Source organism: Flavobacterium branchiicola (genome assembly GCF_018383905.1).
Lineage (GTDB): Bacteria > Bacteroidota > Bacteroidia > Flavobacteriales > Flavobacteriaceae > Flavobacterium > Flavobacterium branchiicola.
On sequence record NZ_JAGYWA010000008.1, the window covers coordinates 101,489 to 124,710 of the forward strand.

General features: G+C 35.5%; 13 protein-coding genes. 8 read left to right on the forward strand and 5 right to left on the reverse strand.

From position 1 onward, the window contains the following. Nucleotides 1-56: 56 nt before the first annotated feature. The 5 genes from KHA98_RS19610 to KHA98_RS19630 form a co-directional block, all read right to left on the reverse strand. Nucleotides 57-671: an outer membrane beta-barrel protein gene (locus KHA98_RS19610; protein WP_213259599.1), complete on the reverse strand. Its 615-nt coding sequence runs from the start codon at nt 669-671 to the stop codon at nt 57-59. Between the two features lie 245 nt (nt 672-916). Further along, complete coding sequence (locus KHA98_RS19615) at nt 917-1,531, reverse strand: outer membrane beta-barrel protein (RefSeq protein ID WP_213259600.1); 615 nt, start codon at nt 1,529-1,531, stop codon at nt 917-919. Nucleotides 1,532-1,760: 229 nt separating this feature from the next. After that, nucleotides 1,761-3,557, reverse strand: a complete 1,797-nt coding sequence (lepA, locus tag KHA98_RS19620) for a translation elongation factor 4 (protein ID WP_213259602.1) — start codon at nt 3,555-3,557, stop codon at nt 1,761-1,763. A gap of 162 nt (nt 3,558-3,719) precedes the next feature. Then, on the reverse strand, nt 3,720-4,394 hold the full coding sequence (locus KHA98_RS19625) for an NUDIX hydrolase (RefSeq protein ID WP_213259740.1): 675 nt from the start codon (nt 4,392-4,394) through the stop codon (nt 3,720-3,722). Nucleotides 4,395-4,471: 77 nt separating this feature from the next. Further along, the gene (locus KHA98_RS19630; RefSeq protein WP_213259603.1) at nt 4,472-5,188 is read right to left on the reverse strand and encodes an NUDIX hydrolase; all 717 of its coding nucleotides are present in this window, start codon (nt 5,186-5,188) and stop codon (nt 4,472-4,474) included. Nucleotides 5,189-5,682: 494 nt separating this feature from the next. Here KHA98_RS19630 and KHA98_RS19635 point away from each other — a divergent pair, with 494 nt between their 5' ends. The 8 genes from KHA98_RS19635 (at nt 5,683) to KHA98_RS19670 (ending at nt 23,222) form a co-directional block, all read left to right on the forward strand. Continuing rightward, the gene (locus KHA98_RS19635) at nt 5,683-8,811 is read left to right on the forward strand and encodes a SusC/RagA family TonB-linked outer membrane protein (RefSeq protein WP_213259605.1); all 3,129 of its coding nucleotides are present in this window, start codon (nt 5,683-5,685) and stop codon (nt 8,809-8,811) included. Nucleotides 8,812-8,822: 11 nt separating this feature from the next. After that, nucleotides 8,823-10,397 carry a RagB/SusD family nutrient uptake outer membrane protein gene (locus tag KHA98_RS19640; RefSeq protein ID WP_213259606.1) on the forward strand — a complete coding sequence of 525 codons (1,575 nt, stop codon included), beginning with the start codon at nt 8,823-8,825 and terminating at the stop codon, nt 10,395-10,397. Nucleotides 10,398-10,419: 22 nt separating this feature from the next. Next, on the forward strand, nt 10,420-11,787 hold the full coding sequence (locus tag KHA98_RS19645) for a hypothetical protein (protein WP_246522446.1): 1,368 nt from the start codon (nt 10,420-10,422) through the stop codon (nt 11,785-11,787). 77 nt (nt 11,788-11,864) lie between these two features. Next, nucleotides 11,865-14,348, forward strand: a complete 2,484-nt coding sequence (locus KHA98_RS19650) for a glycoside hydrolase family 2 TIM barrel-domain containing protein (protein ID WP_213259607.1) — start codon at nt 11,865-11,867, stop codon at nt 14,346-14,348. 130 nt (nt 14,349-14,478) lie between these two features. Then, nucleotides 14,479-16,878 carry a glycoside hydrolase family 31 protein gene (locus tag KHA98_RS19655; RefSeq protein WP_213259608.1) on the forward strand — a complete coding sequence of 800 codons (2,400 nt, stop codon included), beginning with the start codon at nt 14,479-14,481 and terminating at the stop codon, nt 16,876-16,878. A gap of 363 nt (nt 16,879-17,241) precedes the next feature. After that, nucleotides 17,242-19,248: a glycoside hydrolase family 97 protein gene (locus KHA98_RS19660; protein ID WP_213259609.1), complete on the forward strand. Its 2,007-nt coding sequence runs from the start codon at nt 17,242-17,244 to the stop codon at nt 19,246-19,248. A gap of 68 nt (nt 19,249-19,316) precedes the next feature. Next, the gene (locus KHA98_RS19665) at nt 19,317-20,882 is read left to right on the forward strand and encodes a GH39 family glycosyl hydrolase (RefSeq protein WP_213259611.1); all 1,566 of its coding nucleotides are present in this window, start codon (nt 19,317-19,319) and stop codon (nt 20,880-20,882) included. 99 nt (nt 20,883-20,981) lie between these two features. After that, nucleotides 20,982-23,222 carry a glycoside hydrolase family 3 C-terminal domain-containing protein gene (locus KHA98_RS19670; protein WP_213259613.1) on the forward strand — a complete coding sequence of 747 codons (2,241 nt, stop codon included), beginning with the start codon at nt 20,982-20,984 and terminating at the stop codon, nt 23,220-23,222.

Genomic DNA, 23,222 nt, shown 5'->3' on the forward strand with positions numbered 1-23,222 from the left:
AATAAACAAAAAAGCTGTCCCAAATTGAGACAGCTTTTACTTTGAATCAGCAAAATTTAAAATTTATACAAAAGTCCAAATGTTGGCTGGCTGAAAATATTTTGGAACACATTTAGGTTTAAATTGAAAGTATCTGTTGATGGTTGATCTCCAGCAGAAACATTGTTGTACGATAAAACGTCAGCTAAAACAAAAGTTGCTGCAATGTTTTTGGTAATAAAATAGTTTAAACCTACCGATATATTTGCTTTTACACTATTATTTGTGTCATCGATAACAGCAGATTTAGTTGTATTGCGTCCATACCCTAATCCAGCCTCGCTATACGCTTTAAAACGTTTTGAATCTAATTGCAAAAAGTAATATCTGGCCAATACACCAATACCAAATACTGATTCTTTTTGATCAGTAGACTTAATTTTTGTGTGAGAATAACCCAAGTCTGCACCTACAGCTAATTTGTCTGTTAAAAAGTATCCAAATTTTGGAGTAAACCCAAAATGATTTTGATCACTTGCTGTACTCACAGAAAGTGCACCTTCTACAAACATATCCCCTTTTTCAAATTGGACGCCTTTTGCCGAATGTAATTCAGTTTCAATTTCTTGTTGCTGTGCCGAGGCAAAGCAAATTGTAAATAACGCAATCAGAGTAATTAGTTTCGTTTTCATAGTAAATAGTTTAAATTAAGAATATGTTTTAAATTTTATAAAAGTAAATTAAAACTTACAAATTTACTAAATAAAAGAAAGTTTTATTTTGTTAAAATTTAATAATTCAGCTAGCAATTATTGTAAAGTCACATATTTAATTAGATACCAATAAAAAACCCAATAACATTTGTTATTGGGTTAATTACTCTATTTGAAAAGATTGATATATAAATCTAAGAATTGCAGTTTGAGCAATCTTATTTTTAAAATCTATATAATAATCCGAACTTTGGCTGATCAAATATATTTTCGAATAAATTTACGTTTAATTCAAAAGTACTGGATGAAGGTCCATTTTCTGGAGAAACACTATTATAAGATAAAATATTTGCCAGAGTAAAAGTAACGGCAATGTTTTTGGTTACGAAATAATTCAAACCAACATTAATATTGGCGGTTAAACTGTTGCTGTCATCAGAACCGGTATTGTCTTCAATTTTATTTCGACCATAACCTAAGCCAACTTCTCCATAAGCTTTAAAACGTTTTTTATCTAGTTCTAAAACATAATATCTTGCAAATCCGCCAATACCAAAAATGTTTGTTTTAGTATCTGTTGATTCATATTTATCACTGGAAAAGCTTAGTTGTGCTCCAACAGCAAATTTGTCGTTGAGAAAATATCCAAATTTTGGATTAAAAGCATAATAATCGCGATCTCCTCCGGTACTAATTTGCAGTGCACCTTCAATAAACATATCACCATGACTAAAAGTGATACCTTTTGCGGTGTTCATTTCTGAATCAACTTGATCCTGCTGTGCATTCACAAAAGAAAATGTGAAAAGCGCTAAAATAACTGATAATTTGGTTTTCATAATCTTACATGTTTAAAAGTTGTAGGATTAAAAATACAATTTTATCTTAAAATTAACATTGCTTTGAGTTAAATGAGTTAAAAATCAATTGATTAGGTTACTGTTTTGTGTTTTTGTAAGTTTTGGCTTATAATAAAATAACATGAAAACAAATAAAAAACCCAACAACTTTTACGTCATCGGGTTTAATCTATATTCTTGTTTCTTTCTTCTATTCTCTAAAAAAAACTTAGTCGTTCAATTTTAAAACAGCCATAAAAGCTTCTTGCGGAATCTCAACGTTTCCTACTTGTCTCATACGTTTTTTACCTTTTTTCTGTTTTTCAAGAAGTTTACGCTTACGCGAAATATCTCCACCATAACATTTTGCGGTAACGTCTTTACGAAGTGCTTTAATCGTTTCACGCGCAATAATTTTAGCACCAATTGCCGCTTGAATCGGAATGTCAAATTGTTGTCTTGGAATTAACTCACGTAATTTTTCGGTCATTTTTTTACCAATATTGTACGCGTTATCTTCGTGAATCAATGCAGAAAGCGCATCAACAGTCTGAGCATTAAGAAGAACGTCAAGTTTTACTAATTTTGAAGTTCTCATTCCGATAGGAGAATAATCAAAAGAAGCATAACCTTTTGAAACTGTTTTTAAACGATCATAAAAATCGAATACAATTTCCGCCAATGGCATGTCAAAGTTCAATTCAACACGTTCAGTTGTTAAATACGTCTGATTGGTAATTAAACCACGCTTTTCGATACATAAACTCATAACGTTTCCTACGAAATCAGCTTTTGTAATAATGGTAGCTTTTATAAATGGCTCTTCAACTCTGTCTAAACGAGATGGTTCAGGTAAGTCAGAAGGATTGTTTACAACAAATGCAGTTTCCGGATCTTTCTTAGTGTAAGCAAGATACGAAACGTTGGGAACTGTAGTAATTACAGTCATGTCAAATTCACGCTCTAAACGTTCCTGAATAATTTCCATGTGAAGCATTCCTAAGAATCCGCAACGGAAACCAAATCCTAATGCAGCAGAACTTTCAGGAGTAAAAACTAATGAAGCATCATTAAGTTGCAATTTCTCCATAGAAGAACGCAAATCTTCATAATCTTCAGTATCTACAGGATAAATTCCGGCGAAAACCATCGGTTTTACATCCTCAAAACCTGTAATCATATTAGTAGTAGGCGTTTTAGCATCCGTAAGTGTATCACCTACTTTTACTTCTTTTGCCTCTTTAATTCCGGAAATTAAATAACCAACATCGCCGGCAGAAATTACATTTTTAGGAACCTGATTTAATTTTAAAGTTCCAATTTCGTCAGCAAAATATTCATTGCCAGTAGCCATGAATTTAATTTTTTGCCCTTTTTTGATTTCACCGTTTACAACTCTAAAGATTACCTCGATTCCACGAAACGGATTGTAAACCGAGTCAAAAATCAAAGCCTGTAAAGGTTCGTCTTTATTTCCTTTTGGAGCAGGAATTTTTTCGATAATAGCAGCTAAAATATCTTCAACACCAAAACCTGTTTTTCCCGAAGCATGAATAATATCTTCCAATTTACATCCTAATAAATCGATAATATCATCACTAACCTCTTCCGGGTTAGCACTTGGTAAATCGACTTTATTTAAAACCGGAATAATTTCCAGGTCATTTTCTAATGCCAAATATAAGTTTGAAATCGTTTGTGCTTGAATACTTTGTGCAGCATCAACAATCAAAAGCGCGCCTTCACAGGCTGCAATCGAACGAGAGACCTCGTATGAAAAGTCAACGTGACCAGGAGTGTCAATTAAATTTAAAATATATTCCTCTCCCTTATAAGTATATTCCATTTGTATGGCGTGACTTTTTATGGTAATTCCACGCTCGCGCTCCAGATCCATGTTGTCAAGCAATTGTGCTTTTTCTTCACGAGCTGTAACAGTTTGTGTAGCGCCCAATAAGCGGTCTGCCAATGTACTTTTACCGTGGTCAATGTGTGCAATAATGCAAAAGTTACGTATCTTCTTCATTTTAATATATCAATTCTCTTTGCGAGTTTAAGTATTTTCAGGGTATAAATTGCACTGCAACAATTGTTTCAGAGTGCACTTTTAAGGAGCAAAGATAGCGCAAAGTTTTGGATTCTGAAATGTAGTTGCCCGATAGTTGGTTCGAGATATTTAAAAGAAACCCTAAAACTCAAAATTAAACCCTTTTTCGGTTAATTTCTTGTAGATTTCAGCATCAAATTTATACAGTTTTGCTGCTCGATGCGAAACATCCTGTTGTTTTTCATCAAGTTCGAGCAATAATTTCATATGAAGAATTTTTCTTCTAAAATTAGATTTGTCCAGTTCAATTCCTAAAATTTCTTCATAAAGATGCATTAATTGCAATAAAGTAAATTTTTCAGGTAAGAGATTAAAACCAATAGGTGCCTGGCGTACACGGTTTCGAAGTTGCATTAAACTAAAATCTAAAATCTCGTTATGATCAAAAATCAAATTCGGGATTTCATTGATTTTACACCATTTTGCTTCCCTTACTGCAAGACTCGCTTTTACATTATAATCTTCCTGATTGACCAAAGTATAATAACCAATTGTAATAACCCGACGATCTAATACCCGATTTGGATTGGTAAATGCTTTAAGTTGTTCCAGATAAATATTGTCCAGACTCGTCAGTTCATACAAAACTCTTTGTGCGGCATCTTCGGCGCTTTCTTCTTTTTTGACCCAGCCTCCCAATAATCCCCAGCTTCCTTCACTTTCTCCTATAGCATGTTGTACCAAAAGCACTTCGAGACTTTCTTTCTTAAATCCGAATATTACACAATCTACCGTTACACCTTCAATAGCAGGCATGTTAGTTTGCGATGTCGCTTTGTTATCAGTTATAGAATTATTTTCCAATGATGCTGTTTATTACTTTTTATAGGGTTTTAAAATTCAAAGTTAAAACCTTTTTCGGTTAATTTTTGATAAATATCCGGCTCAAATTTATACAATTTTGCGGCTCTGTGCGAAACGTCTTGTTGTTTTTCGTCGAGAGCCACCAGCAATTTCATGTGAAGAATTTTTCGGCGAAAATTAGATTTATCCATTTCAACTCCAAGGATTTCTTCATAGAGCTGCATCAGTTGTAATAAAGTAAATTTTTCCGGCAAAAGATTAAATCCAATTGGCGCCTGACGAACACGGTTACGAAGATGCCTTAAACTATAAGATAAAATTTCGTTATGGTCATAAATTAGATCCGGAATATTGTTAATCTTATACCACTTCGCATCAGATGCCGTAAAACCAGCTTTAATATTATAATCTTCTCTTTTTACAAGTGCATAATATCCTATCGTAATAACACGACGAAGCGGGAAACGATCGGGATCTCCAAAAGCTTTTAATTGCTCCAGATAAATATTGTCAAGACCGGTTAGTTCATCTAATAAACGATGCGCGGCATCATCCGTACTTTCTTTTTTGTAAATCCATCCTCCCGGAAGTCCCCATTTTCCTTTACTAATTCCTTCTGCGTGTTGTACTAATAGTACTTCAAGACTTCCTGCATCAAAACCAAATACAACGCAGTCAATAGTAATTGCATTCATTGCATTTTGTTCGGCTTTTGCAACAGATTCGGCATCTACTTTTTTATCCATATGGCGAATTAATTATGACAAATTAAGCAAATAAAATGCATAACTGTCTTTATAGGTTACTTAATATTTTTTTAACAAATCAAAAAATTGATTATCAGTCTTTTGAGTTTTTGCTATAAAAATGATTTTATAATTAGAAACTCTTTAATGAATTGATTATCAAAATGCTACTTCACTTTTTTTTCAATATTTATTATTCGGCTTTAGTCTATATCGTTATTAGATTGGCAAAAATGCAATCGCATAAATCAGAATAGAAAAAAAATACCCTTAATATTTTGCTAAAATAGAAAAAAAGTTTTACACTTGTAGTCAAATTTACCATAAGATAAGTTCAGTTTGACTATAAGTTTTAAAAATAGTACTTTTTTAGACTGTAATTGAAAGAAAATACAACTGAATTGGAAATTTTAGGGAATCAAAAATCAAAGAAGACTTACACTTTTAATCATTTATACCGTAACTAACTTAATTTAAACCAACTCTTATTAATTATGAAAAGCAAATATTGTATTAAAACACTGCTTCCGTTTTGTATGGCACTGTTTTTTAGCTTATTTATGATACAGTCAGGTTTTGCTCAGGCACAATCCCGATCTGTAAGCGGAAATGTAACATCGGGTTCAGATGGAATGGGGATTCCAGGTGCCTCTGTTGCAGTCGAAGGAACAAAAATTGGTGCTGCAACTGATTTTGACGGGAATTATAAAATAGAAGCAAAAACGGGCGATGTGCTTGTATTTACTTTTATTGGATACAAAAAACAAAGAATTACCGTAGGAACACAAACGAAACTTAATGTTGTTTTACAGGAAGAAACAGCAGAACTAAAAGAAGTTGTTGTGGTAGGATACGGCTCTCAAAAGAAAACTCTTGTAACCAATGCCGTTACTCAGGTTAGCGGTGAGAGTCTTGTTAAAACAAACACTACAAATGCGCTTCAGGCACTTCAGGGGCAGGCAGCAGGTTTACAGGTAACTTCTACTTCGGGGCAGCCGGGAGAAGGTCTGAATGTGGTAATCAGAGGAGCAGGTTCTACAGGCGGAACCACTCCATTATATGTTGTAGACGGAATATTGACAGGTGATATTTCTTATCTAAGCAACTCTGATATCGAATCTATTTCTGTTTTAAAAGATGCGGCTTCTGCAGCAATTTATGGTTCGCAGGCTTCAAACGGAGTTATTTTGGTAACTACCAAAAAAGGAAAACGCGGATCAGCAGGACAAATCACATTTGATCAGTATTATGGTGTACAATCTGTAGCAAGAAAAGTAGATTTACTAGATGCAACAGAATATGCTACTATCTTAAACGAAGCAGCAGTAAACTCAGGGAAGAATCCTTATTTTACAAATGCTCAAATTGCTCAGTTAGGCGCAGGAACCAACTGGATGGATAAAATGGTGACTGATAATGCGGCAACTAAAAACTTTGCTTTTGGTGCATCAGGAGGTTCAGATACTTCGGTTTATTCTACTTCATTGTCTTACTTAGGACAAGAAGGAGTTGTAGGCGGAGGCGATTTATCGAACTATGAGCGTTACAATTTCAGATTCAATTCAGAACATAAATTATACAAAGATGTGGTAACATTGGGTGAAAATTTAAGTTTTGCTTATATTAATAAAAACGGAATTGGTGTTGGAAATCAATACAACAATTCTTTAAGAAGTGCTTTCCAGGCTTCTCCATTATTGCCAATGTACGATGATAAAGGCAATTATTATGATACTACAAACAATACAGAACCTTGGTTGGCAGGTCAGGCAAATCCATATGCATTGATGGTTTATAACAATCAAAATGAAAATAACAACCAAAAATTACTTGGAAATGTGTATTTGCAAATTGAGCCAATCAAAAACCTGACATTCAAAACTACTTTAGGACTTGATTACTACGCTGGCGAAGGACATTCTTATACACCAGTTTACAGATTATCGATTTATGCAAACACTGCTTTTGATAAAGTAAATCAAAACATGAACAAAGGTAAAACCCTTACCTGGGATAATTTAGCAACTTATAAATTTAATGTTGCCGATAGTCACCATTTTGAAGCAATGTTAGGAACTTCTTCTATTACTTATGATGGAACTTCGGTTGAAGCTACAAATGCAGATTCAGTTTTTAATGACTTAGAGCATGCATGGTTAGATAATACGACAAACAAAGACGGAGCTAAAATTGCCCTAAAAGGTAAAAAGCAAGAAACAAAAAGAATGTCTTATTTTGGAAGACTGAACTACAACTTTAGAGAAACCTATCTTTTGAATGCCACTTTTAGAATGGATGGATCTTCTATTTTTTCTAAAGAAAATCAATGGGGTTATTTCCCATCAGTATCTGCCGGATGGATTGTTACCAACGAAGAATTCATGAAAAATGCAGGCTGGATCAATTTCCTTAAACTTAGAGGAAGCTGGGGACAAGTTGGAAATCAGAATGCAAGAGCATTTCAATATTTGTCTACAATAAAATCAAATAACACCAACTATATTTATGGTGATAAAGAAGGTATTCTTACTCCTGGAGCTTATCCGGACAGATTATCTAATGTTGATTTGAAATGGGAAACATCAGAACAAGTTGATTTTGGTTTTGATGCAAGATTCTTAAACAATGCATTGAATGTTACTTTTGATGTTTACAACAAAACAAATAAAGACTGGTTGATTTTAGCACCAATTTTGGCAACTGCCGGTGCAGATGCTCCATATGTAAATGGTGGTGATGTAGTAAATAAAGGAGTTGAGTTAAGCTTAAGCTACCAAAATAAAATTGGAGATTTTAATTATAATGTAAGTGTAAACGGAGCTTATAATAAAAATACAGTTGGACAAATTCCAAACGCAGACGGTATTATTCACGGATTAAGCAATGAACTTTATGACAATGCAGGTGAATTCTACAGAGCGCAAAACGGATATCCGTTAGGTTATTTCTGGGGATACAAAACAGGAGGAGTTTTCCAGAATCAGGAACAAATTGACAACTACAAATCTGCAAACGGAGTAGTATTGCAACCTAATGCAGCGCCTGGAGATTTAATTTATGTAAATGCAAACGGCGATGATAAAATAGATGCTTCAGATAAAACCAATATAGGAAAACCAAATCCGGATTTTACTTATGGTTTCTCTTTATCTGCTAGTTATAAAGCTTTTGATTTCTCACTTAATGCAAATGGAGTTGCAGGAAACGAAATCGTACAATCGTACAGAAATCAGTCAGGAGCTTACGGAAATTATACTTCTGCAATCTTAGATCGTTGGCATGGTGAAGGTTCTTCAAACACAGTTCCAAGAGTAACAGAAGACAACAGAAACTTTACACAGTTCTCAGATTTGTATACTCAAAAAGGAGATTTCTTAAGAATCAATACGGTAACATTAGGATTTGATTTAGCAAAAATGAAACAATCAAAACCATTTTTTGCAAGCCAGTTCAGAGTGTACTTCTCGGTATTAAATCTTTACACATTTACAAAATATGACGGTATGGATCCGGAAATTGGATTTGGATCTTCAAACGATGACCAAAAGTTTTCATCTGGTGTTGACGTAGGGTATTACCCAAGACCAAGAACATTCATGATGGGATTAAATGTCAAACTTTAATAATTAAAAAAATGAAAAATACATATTTATATATTTTGTGTTTTGGTCTGTTATCTCTGGGTTCTTGCAGTTTAGAGACTGAGCCGCTAACACAATTAACAGATACCAATTTTTATAAAACTACAGATGATGCTTATTCAGCATTAGTTGGATGTTATGACGGAATGCAGGTTGCTACAGGAGCAGCAGGAATGGGAGTACCGGTGATAAGCGAAATTATGTCAGACGATTGTTTTGGCGGAACAGGAAACTCAGATGGATACAACTATGCAGCAGTAGATGAGTTTGACATCAAACGTTCACCATCTGATGTAGACATGTTAAACGGAAACTGGATTGCCTACTACAAAGCACTTTATCGTTGCAATATCTTTTTGACCAAAATGGATCAAATTGACTGGGAAGGTGATACGGCTTTAAAAAATACTTATATCTCAGAAACAAGATTCATTAGAGCTTATCTATATTTTGAAATGGTTCGTCTATGGGGAAATATTCCTTTATTAACAGAACCTTCTTCAGAAAATGTTCCTCAGGCAAATCCGGATGAAGTATATAAAGTAATCGCACAGGATTTAGTTTTTGCGGCTGATAATTTACCTTCAGTTGCGTACAACGCTACAACAAGCGGACGTATTACAAAATGGGCGGCAAAATCTTTACTAGGTCGTGTTTATTTATACTACACAGGATACTATGGAAAAACAGATCTTGTTGGAGTGGTAACTAAAACACAAGCACTTCAGCATTTAGAAGATGTTGTAGCTTCAAGCGGACACAGTTTGGTAGACGATTTCTCAACACTTTGGCCAGCAGCTTCTGTAGATAAATACGCAGGTGAAAGCAACAGAGAGAATGTGTTCTCAATAAAATATACTTACACAAGTGATTATAACGGAAACACAGATGGTAACCACTGGTTAGTAATGTTCGGAATGAGAGAGTTCTCTTCTTATCCGTACGGACGCGGTTGGGGAGTTACAGTAAATTCTAAATTATGGAATGCGTATGCTGCAAATGATACAAGACGCGTTTCAACTGTAATTGGAGTTACAGAGGAAAAAATCAATTTTGATAAAATCAACAATCAAAGAGAATACACAGGTTACTACAATAAAAAGTATACACCAATGGTAGATAAAGACGGAAAAGATCTTCCGCTTACTATGGGAAGTCAGTTTTGGGATATCAGCCAGTTTCAGGATTATGTAGTATTAAGATATGCCGATGTTTTATTAATGGCAGCCGAATTAGGCAGCGGAAATGCACAAGGCTATTTTGACGAAGTTAGAAAAAGAGCTTACAAAACAGCTTATACACCTTTGGCTGTAAATTATGATAATATAATGAATGAAAGACATTTAGAATTTGCACTTGAAGGAGTAAGATATTGGGATTTATTGCGTCAGGGAATTGGAAAAGCCTCTTCAACTATTGCGGAAACTACAACTTTATTAAACGGAGGAGCTCCGGCAGTAAAGACAATTTCTGCAGCAAATATCCAAAATACAAAAGGATTACAGCAAATTCCAAACACGCAAATTACATTGTCTAATGGAGTTTTGAAGCAAAATGCCGGTTGGTAATTTTAACTTAAAAAGAAAGAAAATGAAAAATATTAAAATAATAGTGACCTCTTTTTTGATGTTAGCCATGCTAGTATCATCTTGCTCGCCAGATTCTTATTCTCTGGATGGCCCGATGGATAAATCGGATATTCATTTTGAAATTACTCAGGATTTAGCTGCCGATGCAGGCGGAAATACAGTAATCATGAAAAATACAACTCCCGGAGTAGTATTAAACTGGGATTACGGTACAGGAAAATCAAGTAAAGCAACCGAGACGGTGAAATATGCTTTTAAAGGCAATTACACCATAAAAATTTCAGCAACTACAGATGCAGGAATTGTTGAGTTAGATCCAGTAACTATTACTGTGACGGCTGATAATTTAAATTATGTAAATGACCCGCTTTGGACTGCTCTTTCTGGCGGAGTTGGAAAGAAAAAAACATGGATTGCTGATAATGGTAAATACGGTCTTGCAATGGGCGCGATGTCATATGCAGATCCAAGTGGTACAGTTGAGTGGGATAACTTTACGCCAAACTGGGAACCGGAAGGAAATGCAAATTCAAGTACAGATGCAGATATGCATTGGGGAAGAACAATGACATTCAGTCTTGAAGGCGGACCATTTATGAAAGTTAACGAAGCTGACGGAACGCAATTAGAAAGCGGAACCTATTTCTTAGACATCAATGCACACACCTTAACAACAACCGGAGCAACTATTTTAAGACCGGATAATTATATTGCAAACGCAAGTAACTGGAATAACAATATCAAAGTTTTAAAACTTACTGAAAATCAGTTAAGAATTGCTATAATGAGAACCAACAGTGAAGGTTCATGGTGGTATATCTGGAATTTTGTTTCTAAAGAATATGCAGACAACTACGTACCTCCGGTTACAACACCAGTTTATGATGAAGGCTTCGATCCTAAATTTACTTCGGGTGAATTACTAAAAATGCTTACTGGTGGAGTTGGAGCAGGAAGAGTTTGGAATCTTGACGGAAAAGGAAATCCTGTAGACTGGATTGGAAAAGGAAAAGGATGGACAAAAGCATCTACTGATTCTTATAGCTGGGGATGGAATGATGACTGGGCTGCAGTAGCAGAAAGTTCATGGATTCGTTTTGATCAATGGGGAGGTAAACTGAATTATACAAGAAGCCAAAATGGTGTTGTAACATCAGGATTCTTTACTATTGACGAAGAAAAGAACGAAATTAATTTAGGTTCAGAAGTACTGTTACAAAATTCAACAAGCTGGATGAATCCTTCTACCAATGTTATTAAAGTCGTTAAAGCTTTCAATAATGACTATCTTACTAAAGGTATTTGGTTAGGAACATCTTATGATTCCGGAAAAGATGAATGGTTTGTATTTCATTACATAATACCTTAAATAAAATAGATTTTTAATTTACTAATAATCAGGAAGCAGTTTCTAAGCTGCTTCCGGGTTATTAAATTTTCAAGACTATGATTCAGCTCACTTCATTAAAAAAAATCGGATTACTTTTTACTAGCGTTATTTTACTTACTGCTTGTAGTACATCTGGTGATAAACAATTTAGTAATCGAAAAGTATCTTTCAATTCAGACTGGAGTTTTCACTTAAACGACAGCATAAAAGATAAAGACACGATTGGAACTTCAACACAATGGAGAACTTTAGACGTTCCTCATGATTGGAGTATTGAAGGAAAGTTTGATGAAAAAAGCCCGGGAGGTTATGGCGGAGGATCACTAAACGGAGGTTTAGGCTGGTACAAAAAAACATTTAAAGTAGCTGTAGAAGACAGCACAAAAATAACTTCAATCACTTTTGATGGCGTTTACAAAAACAGCGAAGTCTGGATAAACGGACATTATTTAGGAAAACGTCCAAACGGATATATTGGTTTTCAATATCAAATTACTCCATATTTAAAGTATGGAGACAAAAACAACGAAATAATTGTTAAGGTTGACAATTCAAAACAACCCAATTCACGTTGGTATTCAGGCTCAGGAATTTTTAGAAATGTCTGGATCGAAACCACAAATAAATTGCACGTTGCACAATGGGGAACTTATATTACAACCCCAAAAGTTACAGCAGAAAAAGCTTCGGTAAATATTGAAACAACAATTAAAAATCAATATGCTGAAGGTAAAAAAGCAACAGTAACAACAACAATCTTTAAAGATGAAACCAAAGTAACATCGGTTACTCAAAATATAACATTAAACGCTAATGCCAGTCAAACCATAAAACAATTGGCAGAAGTTGAAAATCCAGTTTTATGGTCAGATGAAAATCCGGAATTGTATACAGCAGTTACCGAAATTTCGCTTGACGATAAAATCATCGATCAATACAAAACCACTTTTGGAATCAGAGATTTTAAATTCGATTTAAACAAAGGTTTTATTCTGAATGGAAAACAAGTCAAAATAAAAGGAGTTTGTATGCACCACGATTTAGGTCCGTTAGGTTCAGCAATCAACACACGCGCGATCGAACGTCAGTTGGAAATCCTGAAAGAAATGGGCGTAAACGGAATCAGAACTTCACACAATCCGCCTGCAACAGAACTTTTAGAGCTTTGCGACAAAATGGGTTTCATTGTCATGGATGAAGCTTTTGATATGTGGAAACAAACCAAAACCAAATACGATTATGGAAATGATTGGGACAAATGGCACAAACAAGACCTAATCGATCAATTGTTACGCGACAGAAATCACGCCAGTATTTTTATGTGGAGTATTGGAAATGAAATTCCAGAACAATGGAGCGAAACAGGCGTTGAAATTGCCAAAGAATTAGCAGCAATTACGCGCCAATACGATAAAACTCGTCCGCTAACAGCAGGAATGAATCCGCCGGTAAATATGAATATTGATGCCGTGACTTTGCAGTTTGAGAAAAAAGATGTTTCCATTAATCCGCTTGCAGGATCTGGAGTTTTAGATTTAATAGGATACAATTACGCACACCAAACTTTCGAATACCATCAAAAAAACTTCCCAAAAACTCCTTTCATTGCAACAGAAACAACTTCAGGTTTGCAAACAAGAGGATATTACGATGCTGTTTCAGACACAATCAAAAAATGGCCGGTAAGATGGGATCTTAAATTTACAGAAGGAAATCCAGGAAATACCGTTTCGGCTTACGATCAGGTGCAAACGCCTTGGGGATCTACGCACGAAGCAACGTGGAAAATCATTAAAAAGCACGATTTCTTGGCTGGAATGTATGTTTGGACAGGTTTCGATTATATCGGAGAACCAACTCCATACGAATGGCCATCGGTAAGTTCCTATTTCGGAATTGTTGATTTAGCCGGTTTCCCAAAAGACGTATATTATATGTACCAAAGCGAATGGACGAAAAAAGATGTCCTTCATATTTTTCCGCACTGGAATTGGAAAACTGGACAAACCGTTGATGTTTGGGCGTACTATAATAATGCAGATGAAGTGGAACTTTTTGTAAACGGAAAATCAGTTGGAAAAAGAGCTAAAAAAGGAGACGATTTGCACGTAATGTGGAGAATTCCTTTTGATGCAGGAACGCTTAAAGCCATTTCTAGAAAAGGTGGAAAAGTGGTTTTAGAAAAAGAAATCAAAACAGCTGGAAATCCTTCACAATTAAAATTAACGGCAGACAGAAGTACCATCAAAGCAGATAAAAATGATTTGTCATTTGTAACGGTTGACATTTTAGATGCTAATGGAACGATAGCGCCAAATGCCAATAACGAAATCAATTTTTCATTAAAAGGAAATGGAAAAATTGTTGGCGTTTGCAGTGGAGATCCGGTAAGTCATGAATCTTATAAAGGAACAAAACATACCGCTTTGGCAGGAAAATGTTTGGTAATTGTACAGTCGGGAGATAAATCAGGAAGGCTAGAATTGACCGCTAAAGCAAATGGACTAAAACAAGCCACAATCGTAATTACAACAGAATAAAATATCACGTTCCTGCAATCCCGAGGCTTCGGGAAAAAACTTGTAGGTATAAATAAGTTTTCGAATAAAAAATAGTAAGACCTACAAGGTTTTGAAAACCTTGCAGGACGGAAAATATAAAAATTAACTAATGAAAAACACACAACTAACCACATTGTTTTCAGCTTTTATGCTTGGGTTTGTTTTGACGCCAAAAGCCTCAGCTCAAATTCAAAACGCAGAAGTACTGAACGCACCAATCGATATCAGTAAAGATTTTCAGAATTATCTGAACACTTTTTATTTTGCAGACGAATTAGCTTCTTTTGATCCTGCAACAGGAAAAGGAACGATTAAATATTTACGATATAATTATAAAACACGTCAGGCTTTCAACAACATGATGATGAAACCAGATGTGGAAAAAGCAAATGAATTCCCAACAACAGAATATGCAGAATCTCCAGTTTTGCCATTCGAAATTCAGTTTGTTTCAGACAGAACAGTTCGTATCAAAACAACTTCTGGACCACAATTTCATCCGCAAAAGGAATCTTTAATGTTGATTAACGGAGTGGCTCCGAATCATCCAGAATTATGGAAGTACGCTAAAATAGAAGGCGGTCACAGCTACACAAGCAAACATGGAAAAGTTGAAATTTTGACAAAACCATGGCATGTGAAAATCTACGATGAAAAAGGAAAACTGCTAACAAGCACGCTTCACGATACCGATTTTAAAAACACCTATACACCAACACTTCCGTTTTCTTACGTTAGAAGAAATAGCGATTATTCAAGAAGTATGGGCGCTGCGTTCAGTTTAGAACCAGACGAAAAAATATTTGGTTGTGGAGAATCATTCACACAATTCAACAAACGCGGATCAAAAGTAGTTTTATGGGCAGATGATGCCAACGGAATCCAAAATGAAACGATGTATAAACCGATTCCGTTTTACATGAGCAGCCGCGGTTATGGCGTTTTCATGCACCATTCAACACCAATTACAGTGGACTTTGGGAAGTATTTCTCAAGTGCTAACGAAATGTACATTGGAGACGATGAAGCCGATTTGTTTTTCTTTATTGGAGAACCAAAAGACATTTTAGATCAATACACCGATTTAACCGGAAAAGCTGCCATGCCACCACTTTGGTCTTTCGGATTCTGGATGAGCCGTATTACGTATTTTTCAGAAAAAGAAGGACGAGAAGTAGCAAAAGATTTACGTAAATACAAAATACCAACCGATGTTATTCACTTCGATACAGGTTGGTTTGATGTAGACTGGAGAAACAATTACGAGTTTGCAAAATCCCGTTTTCCGGATGCTACAAAAATGATGTCCGATTTGAAAGAAGACGGATTTCATGTTTGTCTTTGGCAATTGCCTTATTTCACTCCGAAGAACACTTTGTTCCCAGAGATTATGGATAAAAATTTAGCCGTTAGAGACAGAAAAGGAAATCTTCCGTACGAAGATGCCGTTTTAGATTTCTCAAATCCGGAAACTATTTCCTGGTATCAGGGAAAATTGAAAAAACTATTTGATGAAGGCGTTTCGGTTTTCAAAGTAGATTTTGGAGAAGCAGCGCCGCCAGACGGAATTTACCATTCAGGAAGAACAGGTTTCTACGAACATAATTTATATCCGCTTCGTTACAATAAAGCTGTTGCCGAAATTACACAAAAAGAAAAAGGTTATACTTTAATCTGGGCGAGAAGTACATGGGCAGGATCTCAACGTTATCCTTTGCATTGGGGCGGTGATGCCGAAACTTCAAACGGAGCAATGTCGGCAGAATTACGCGGCGGACTTTCATTAGGTCTTAGCGGATTCAGTTTCTGGAGTCATGATGTGGGTGGATTTGCTACAAAATCTCCGGAGAATTTATACAGAAGATGGGCGCCATTTGGAATGTTTACCTCACACGTAAGAAGCCACGGAGAGCCTCCGCGCGAACCTTGGTTATACAGCAAAGATTTCTTAGAAGGATTTAGAAAAGCAGATAATATGCGTTACGAATTAATGCCATATATCTACGCTCAGGCAAAAGAAAGTTCTCAAAAAGGTTTACCAATGATGCGTGCATTATTTGTAGAATATCCAAACGATCCGGGAGCATGGTTAGTGGACAATGAATATTTATTTGGTTCAAGTATTCTGGTTGCACCGCTTTTTGAAGAAGTTACAGAAAGAGACGTTTATCTTCCGGAAGGAACCTGGATTGATTACCAAACTAAAAAAGTATACCAATCAGGATGGCATAAAATCAAAGCCGGAGAAGTGCCAATCGTAGTTTTAGTAAAAGACGGAACAGCATTGCCACATATTGGTTTAGCACAATCGACAAAAGATATGGATTGGAGCAAACTGACATTGAAAGTATATGCAAGTGACAAAACAACTTCGGCGACAGCCAAAGTATTTTTACCAAACGATACTACCGTTCAGGAAATAAAAGTGACCAAAACCGGAAACAATTTTGACGTAACCGCAAACCCATTAAACGGAAAAACCACTTTTAAAACAGAGTGGATAAAATAAAAAAGGTTGCCACTAATTGCACGAATTAGCACAAATTTAATTCGTGGAAATTAGTGCAATTCGGGGCAAAAAAATATAGTCACATATTGAGAGATTATTTCTCCCGCAGATTTAGCAGATCAAGCAGATTTTTTTTAATTTTTTTCAATGCGTGAAAAAAATTATGAACAGATTAAAAAGATTAAATCTGCACAATCTGCCAAATCTTCGAGAGGAAAAAAGAAAAAATCCTTTCCAATCCTATAAATCTGTGGCAAAAAAAATAATCCCAACTTAGGATAAAAATAAGTTTTTGTTGAGTTTTTAAATCGGGCGAAAGCCAAATTTTCGTCCGATTTATTATAATGAATTAAGAAAATGATCATGAAAAAACACCTGATTCTTCCCGCTTTATTACTATCAGTTTCGATTGGATACAGCCAGAAAAGTAAAAATGCCTACGAACTGGCATCGCCAAACGGACAAAACAAAATTAAATTTGAGCTTGTAAAAAATGCTCCCAAATACGCCGTTTCTCACGGAAAAACCGAAGTAATTTCTCCATCAGATATGGGGTTTTTATTGAAAGGAAACGAAGACTTAAGTTCAAACTTCGAAATAAAGGGAGCAAAAACATCTCAGTTTGATGAAACCTGGGAACAAGTTTGGGGAGAAAAGAAAAACATCAGAAACCACTACAATCAGTTAGTAGTTGATTTACAGCAAAAAACGGGAAACAAAAGAAAATTACAAATTCAGTTCCGTGCTTTTGATGACGGAGTTGCGTTTAGATATGTGTATCCAAAACAAAATGTGAAAGACAGTATTTTCATTATGGATGAAAAGACAACTTTCAACCTAAAAGAAGATGGAAAAGCATGGTGGATTCCGGCAAACAGAGAAAATCGCGACGAATATTTATTTGAAGCTGCTCCGGTAAGTAAATTGGATACGGTTTTAACCCCATTAACAATCGAGAGCAAAAGTGGATTAGCTTTAAGTTTCCACGAAGCAAATTTGGTTGATTTTGCCAGTATGACTTTGGTAAATAATAAAGGAACCGAATTAAAATCAGATTTAGTGCCTTGGCCTGACGGAGTAAAAGTTCGTGTAAAAGATACGTTTACATCTTCATGGAGAACACTTCAAATTGGAGAAAATCCGGGAGAATTAATCACTTCTTATTTAGTTTTAAACCTAAACGAACCAAACAAATTAAAAAATACAAATAGTTATTTCAAACCGTATAAATATTTAGGAATCTGGTGGGGAATGCACATCGGGAAATATACTTTTTGGGAAAGCGACAAACAAGGCGCAACTACAAAACACGCTGAAGAATATATTGATTTTACAGCAAAAGAAGGTTTCCATCATTTATTAATTGAAGGTTGGAACAAAGGCTGGACTCCGGGTTGGTATGAAAACCGCATGCACATGTTCAGCTTCACGAAAAGTGCTGATAATTTCGACTTAGAAAAAGTGGTAGAATACGGAAAGAAAAACAATGTTGAATTAATCGGATACCACGAAACAGGTTCCAACTTAATAAACTACTTAAAAGAAGTTGACGAAGGTTTTGCTTTATATAAAAAATTAGGAATCCATACCGTAAAAATTGGTCACGTAGGTTCTAAACTGAATATGAAACAAATGCACTTCGGACAATTTGGAGTGAATTATTTCAGATACATTTTAGAAAAAGCCGCACAATATGATTTAGCAGTTTTATACCACGAATCAATTAAAGATACCGGAGAACGCAGAACTTTTCCGAACATGGTTTCAAGAGAAGCGGCAAGAGGACAAGAATATAATGCGTGGAGCGAAGGAAATCCGCCAAATCATTTAACGATAATTCCTTTTACAAGATTACTTTCAGGACCAATGGATTTTACTCCGGGAATTTTTGATGTTGAGGTAAAACAAGGATATCCTGGAAAAAGAATTCAGGGAACAGTTGGGCAGCAATTGGCATTGTATGTTACGATTTACGCTCCAATTCAAATGTTGGCAGACCTTCCTGAAAACTACGAAGGAAAACCAGCTTTACAATTCTTAAAAGATGTGCCGACAGACTGGGAAGATACTAAAATCTTAGAAGGAAAAATTGGTGAATATATTACAACAGCGAGAAAAGACAGAAACAGTGCAGATTGGTATTTAGGAACTTTGACAAATGAAAACCCAAGAAAAGTTGATGTTTCATTATCATTTTTAGATCCAAATGCAACTTACGAAGCACAAATTTATGTTGATGCCGAAGGAACAGATCAAAAACACAATCCGGAAGCAGTAGCAATATCTAAGAAAACAGTAAAATCGACAGATTCCCTAAAATTGAATTTAGGTGGTGCTGGCGGTGGAGCAGTGAGATTTAAAAAATTGTAATTATTAATTTCTCAAACCCGACAGGTTTTCAAAACCTGTCGGGTTTAATATCGCAATACATTTTTCAGATGAAAAAACTTTTAATAATAACAGCCGTTTTAATTACTTCAATTAATTTGTCTGCGCAAAATGAAAACCGAACCATAAAAGTCGATTTCAATAAAACTACCGGAAAACTAAACACCATGTTTAAAGAATGTATCGGTGCCGGAAGAGCAAACGAAGGTTTACGTGCAGACTGGCAGCAGCAATTGGCATTAGTTAAAAAAGAATGTGATTTTAAATACATTCGTTTTCATGGATTATTGTCTGATGATATGGCCGTTTACCGCGAAGACTCAAAAGGAAATCCGGAATACAATTACCAATATGTAGACGTTTTGTTCGATTATATTTTGAGTTTAAAAATGAAACCATTTGTTGAATTAGGATTTATGCCTTCGGCATTGGCAAGTGGAAAAGAAACTATTTTTTGGTGGAAAGGAAACGTAACTCCTCCAAAAGATTATAAAAAGTGGGAAGATTTAATTAAAAATTTAGCAGCTCATTTCAAAGAACGTTACGGAGACGAAGAAGTAAAAACCTGGTATTTTGAAGTTTGGAACGAACCCAATTTATCTCCGGGATTCTGGACAGGAACTCAGGAAGAATACTTCAAACTATACGATTATGCAGCACGAGGTATAAAAGCAGTAAATCCAGCTTACAGAGTTGGCGGACCAGCAACGGCTGGAGCTGCATGGGTTCCCGAAACAATAGATTTTTGTGCAAAAAACAATGTTCCGTTAGATTTTATTTCAACACATACGTATGGAGTAAATCAGGGTTATCTGGATGAATTTGGAACTTCAGGCACTGTTTTAAGCCCTGACCAAAACAGTATAAGCGGAGATGTAATCAATTCACGTAAACAAATTTCAAATTCGGCTAAGCCAAAATTAGAATTACATTATACAGAATGGAGTTCATCTTATACTCCCGCAGATCCAATTCACGACAGCTATCATTCAGCCGCTTATATTTTGCAGAAATTAAAACAAGTTGGCGACGCAGCAAACTCGATGTCTTATTGGGTTTTTACCGATATTTTTGAAGAAGCAGGGCCAAGATTTACCCCTTTTCACGGAGGCTTCGGATTACTGAATACGCAGGGAATTAAAAAACCGGCCTATTTCTCTTATTCCTTAATGAACAAATTAGGAGAAACAGAACTTCAGAATAAAGACACATCTTCCTGGGCAGCAAAAAACACAAAAGGTGATGTTCAAGTATTGTTTTGGGATTTTACCAATACACATCCGGGAGATAAAGTATGGAACCAAACGTATTATGTTCAGGATTTACCATCCAAAGAAAAAGGAAAAGTAAAAATTGAAGTGAGCGGTTTACAGAAAGGAAACTATGTTTTAGAAATCTACAAAGTAGGTTACAAAGTAAATGACGCCTACGCAGATTATTTGTCTTTCAACAAACCAAATCAGTTAACACGTCAGCAGGTTAATTCAATAAAAGAGAAAAACAGCGGCGCACCAATTTCAAAAGAGAAAATTACAGTCGATGCAAAAGGAAACTTCAGTAAAGACTATAAGATAAATGAAAACGATGTGGTGATGCTGAATTTTGTTAAACAATAATTTTAGAAAAAAAGAATCTTAATTAAATAGTAATAAACAGAGTGAAAAGGTTGCTGTGAGGATATTGACCTTAAATTCTGAAAATCTAACTACCTAACCATGAAAAACAAATTAATATACCTTTCAGCAGCAATAGCTTTTGCCTTTTTTACCTCATGTAAAAAAAGTGAAGGAGAAAGTTCAGCTACCGAAATGGTTCAGAAAGAAGAATATCAGGGAAAAGAAATCGGAACCGAGCATGACGCAGAAATCGATAAGCTTATTGCCCAAATGACAATCGAAGAAAAAATTGGCATGCTGCACGGTAATAGTATGTTTACCAGCGGCGGTGTAAAACGTTTGGGAATTCCGGAATTAAAAATGGCTGATGGTCCGTTGGGAGTTCGCGAAGAAATTTCAAGAGACAATTGGGCTCCGGCAGGTTTAACCAATGACTTTGCAACTTATTATCCTGCAGGCGGTGGTTTGGCAGCAACATGGAATGCTGAAATGGCACATACATTCGGAAACAGTTTAGGAGAAGAATTGCGTGCAAGAGATAAAGACATGCTGCTTTCGCCAGCTATTAATATGGTGAGAACTCCGCTTGGAGGAAGAACCTATGAATACATGTCAGAAGATCCGTTTTTGAATAAAAAAATCGCCGTGCCTTTGATCGTAGGTTTACAGGAAAAAGATGTAATGGCATGTGTAAAACATTTTGCAGCAAACAATCAGGAAACCAATCGTGATTTTGTAGATGTACAAATTGACGAACGTACACTTCGTGAAATTTATCTTCCGGCATTTGAAGCTTCAGTAAAAGAAGCCAAAGCTTACAGTATAATGGGAGCATATAATAAATTCAGAGGTGAATATTTATGTGAAAACGATTATATGCTTAATAAAATCCTTCGTGACGAATGGGGATTTAAAGGTGTTGTAGTTTCAGACTGGGCTGCAGTACATTCTACAGCAAAAAGTTTGAAAAATGGATTAGATATTGAAATGGGAACACCAAAACCTTTCAATGAATTTTTCCTTGCCGATAAATTGATTGCGGCAGTAAAATCAGGAGAAGTTTCAGAAAAAGAAATTGATCTTCACGTAAAACGTATTTTAAGAGTTTTATTCCAAGTGAAAGCAATGGGTGGAGGCGAACGTGCAAAAGGAAGTATTGCAACCGAAGCACATTACCAGGATGCATATAAAATTGCAGCCGAAGCAATCGTATTGTTGAAAAACGAAAACAATGCTTTGCCATTAAAACTGGACGGAGTAAAATCTATTGCCGTAATTGGAAACAACGCAACAAAGAAAAATGCTTTGGGTGGATTTGGTGCCGGAGTAAAAACAAAAAGAGAAGTTACGCCACTTGAAGGATTAAAGAACAGACTTCCGTCATCTATTAAAATCAATTATGCAGAAGGATATTTGGAGCGTTATGAAGAAAAAAACAAAGGAAATTTAGGAAACATAACTTCTACAGGACCTGTTACAATCGACCAATTAGATCCGGCGAAGGTTCTGGAAGCTGTTGAAGCTGCGAAGAAATCGGATGTTGCAATTATTTTTGCAGGTTCAAACCGTGATTACGAAACAGAAGCTTCAGATCGTAGAGACTTGCATTTACCATTTGGTCAGGAAGAATTAATCAAAAAAGTACTGGCAGTAAACCCGAGAACAATAGTAGTAATGATTGCCGGAGCTCCATTTGATTTAAATGAAGTAAGCCAAAAATCTTCCGCTTTAGTATGGAGCTGGTTTAATGGTTCTGAAGGCGGAAATGCTTTAGCAGATGTTATTTTAGGAAAAGTAAATCCGTCAGGAAAATTACCTTGGACAATGCCAAAAAACATTATGGATTCTCCTGCACATGCAACAAACAGTTTCCCGGGAGGAAAAGCAGTTAATTATGCCGAAGGAATTTTGATAGGATACCGTTGGTTTGATACTAAAAATGTTGCACCGTTATATCCTTTCGGTTACGGATTATCCTATACCACTTTTGCCTTAGGAAATGCAAAATCCAATAAAGATTCGTATGCTCAAAATGAGATAATCGAAGTGACGGTTGAGGTGAAAAACACAGGAAATGTTGACGGAAAAGAAGTGGTACAATTATACACTTCAAAATCTGATTCTAAAATTACGCGAGCTGCACAAGAGTTAAAAGGTTTCAAAAAAGTAGCTGTTAAAGCTGGAGGTTCAGAAAAAGTAACTATTAAAGTTCCGGTTAAAGAATTGGCATATTATGATGTAGCTTCTAAAAAATGGACAATTGAACCAGGGAAATATACTTTAAATATAGGGAACTCTTCCAGAGATTTAAAATTCAAACTTGATGTAACAATAAAATAA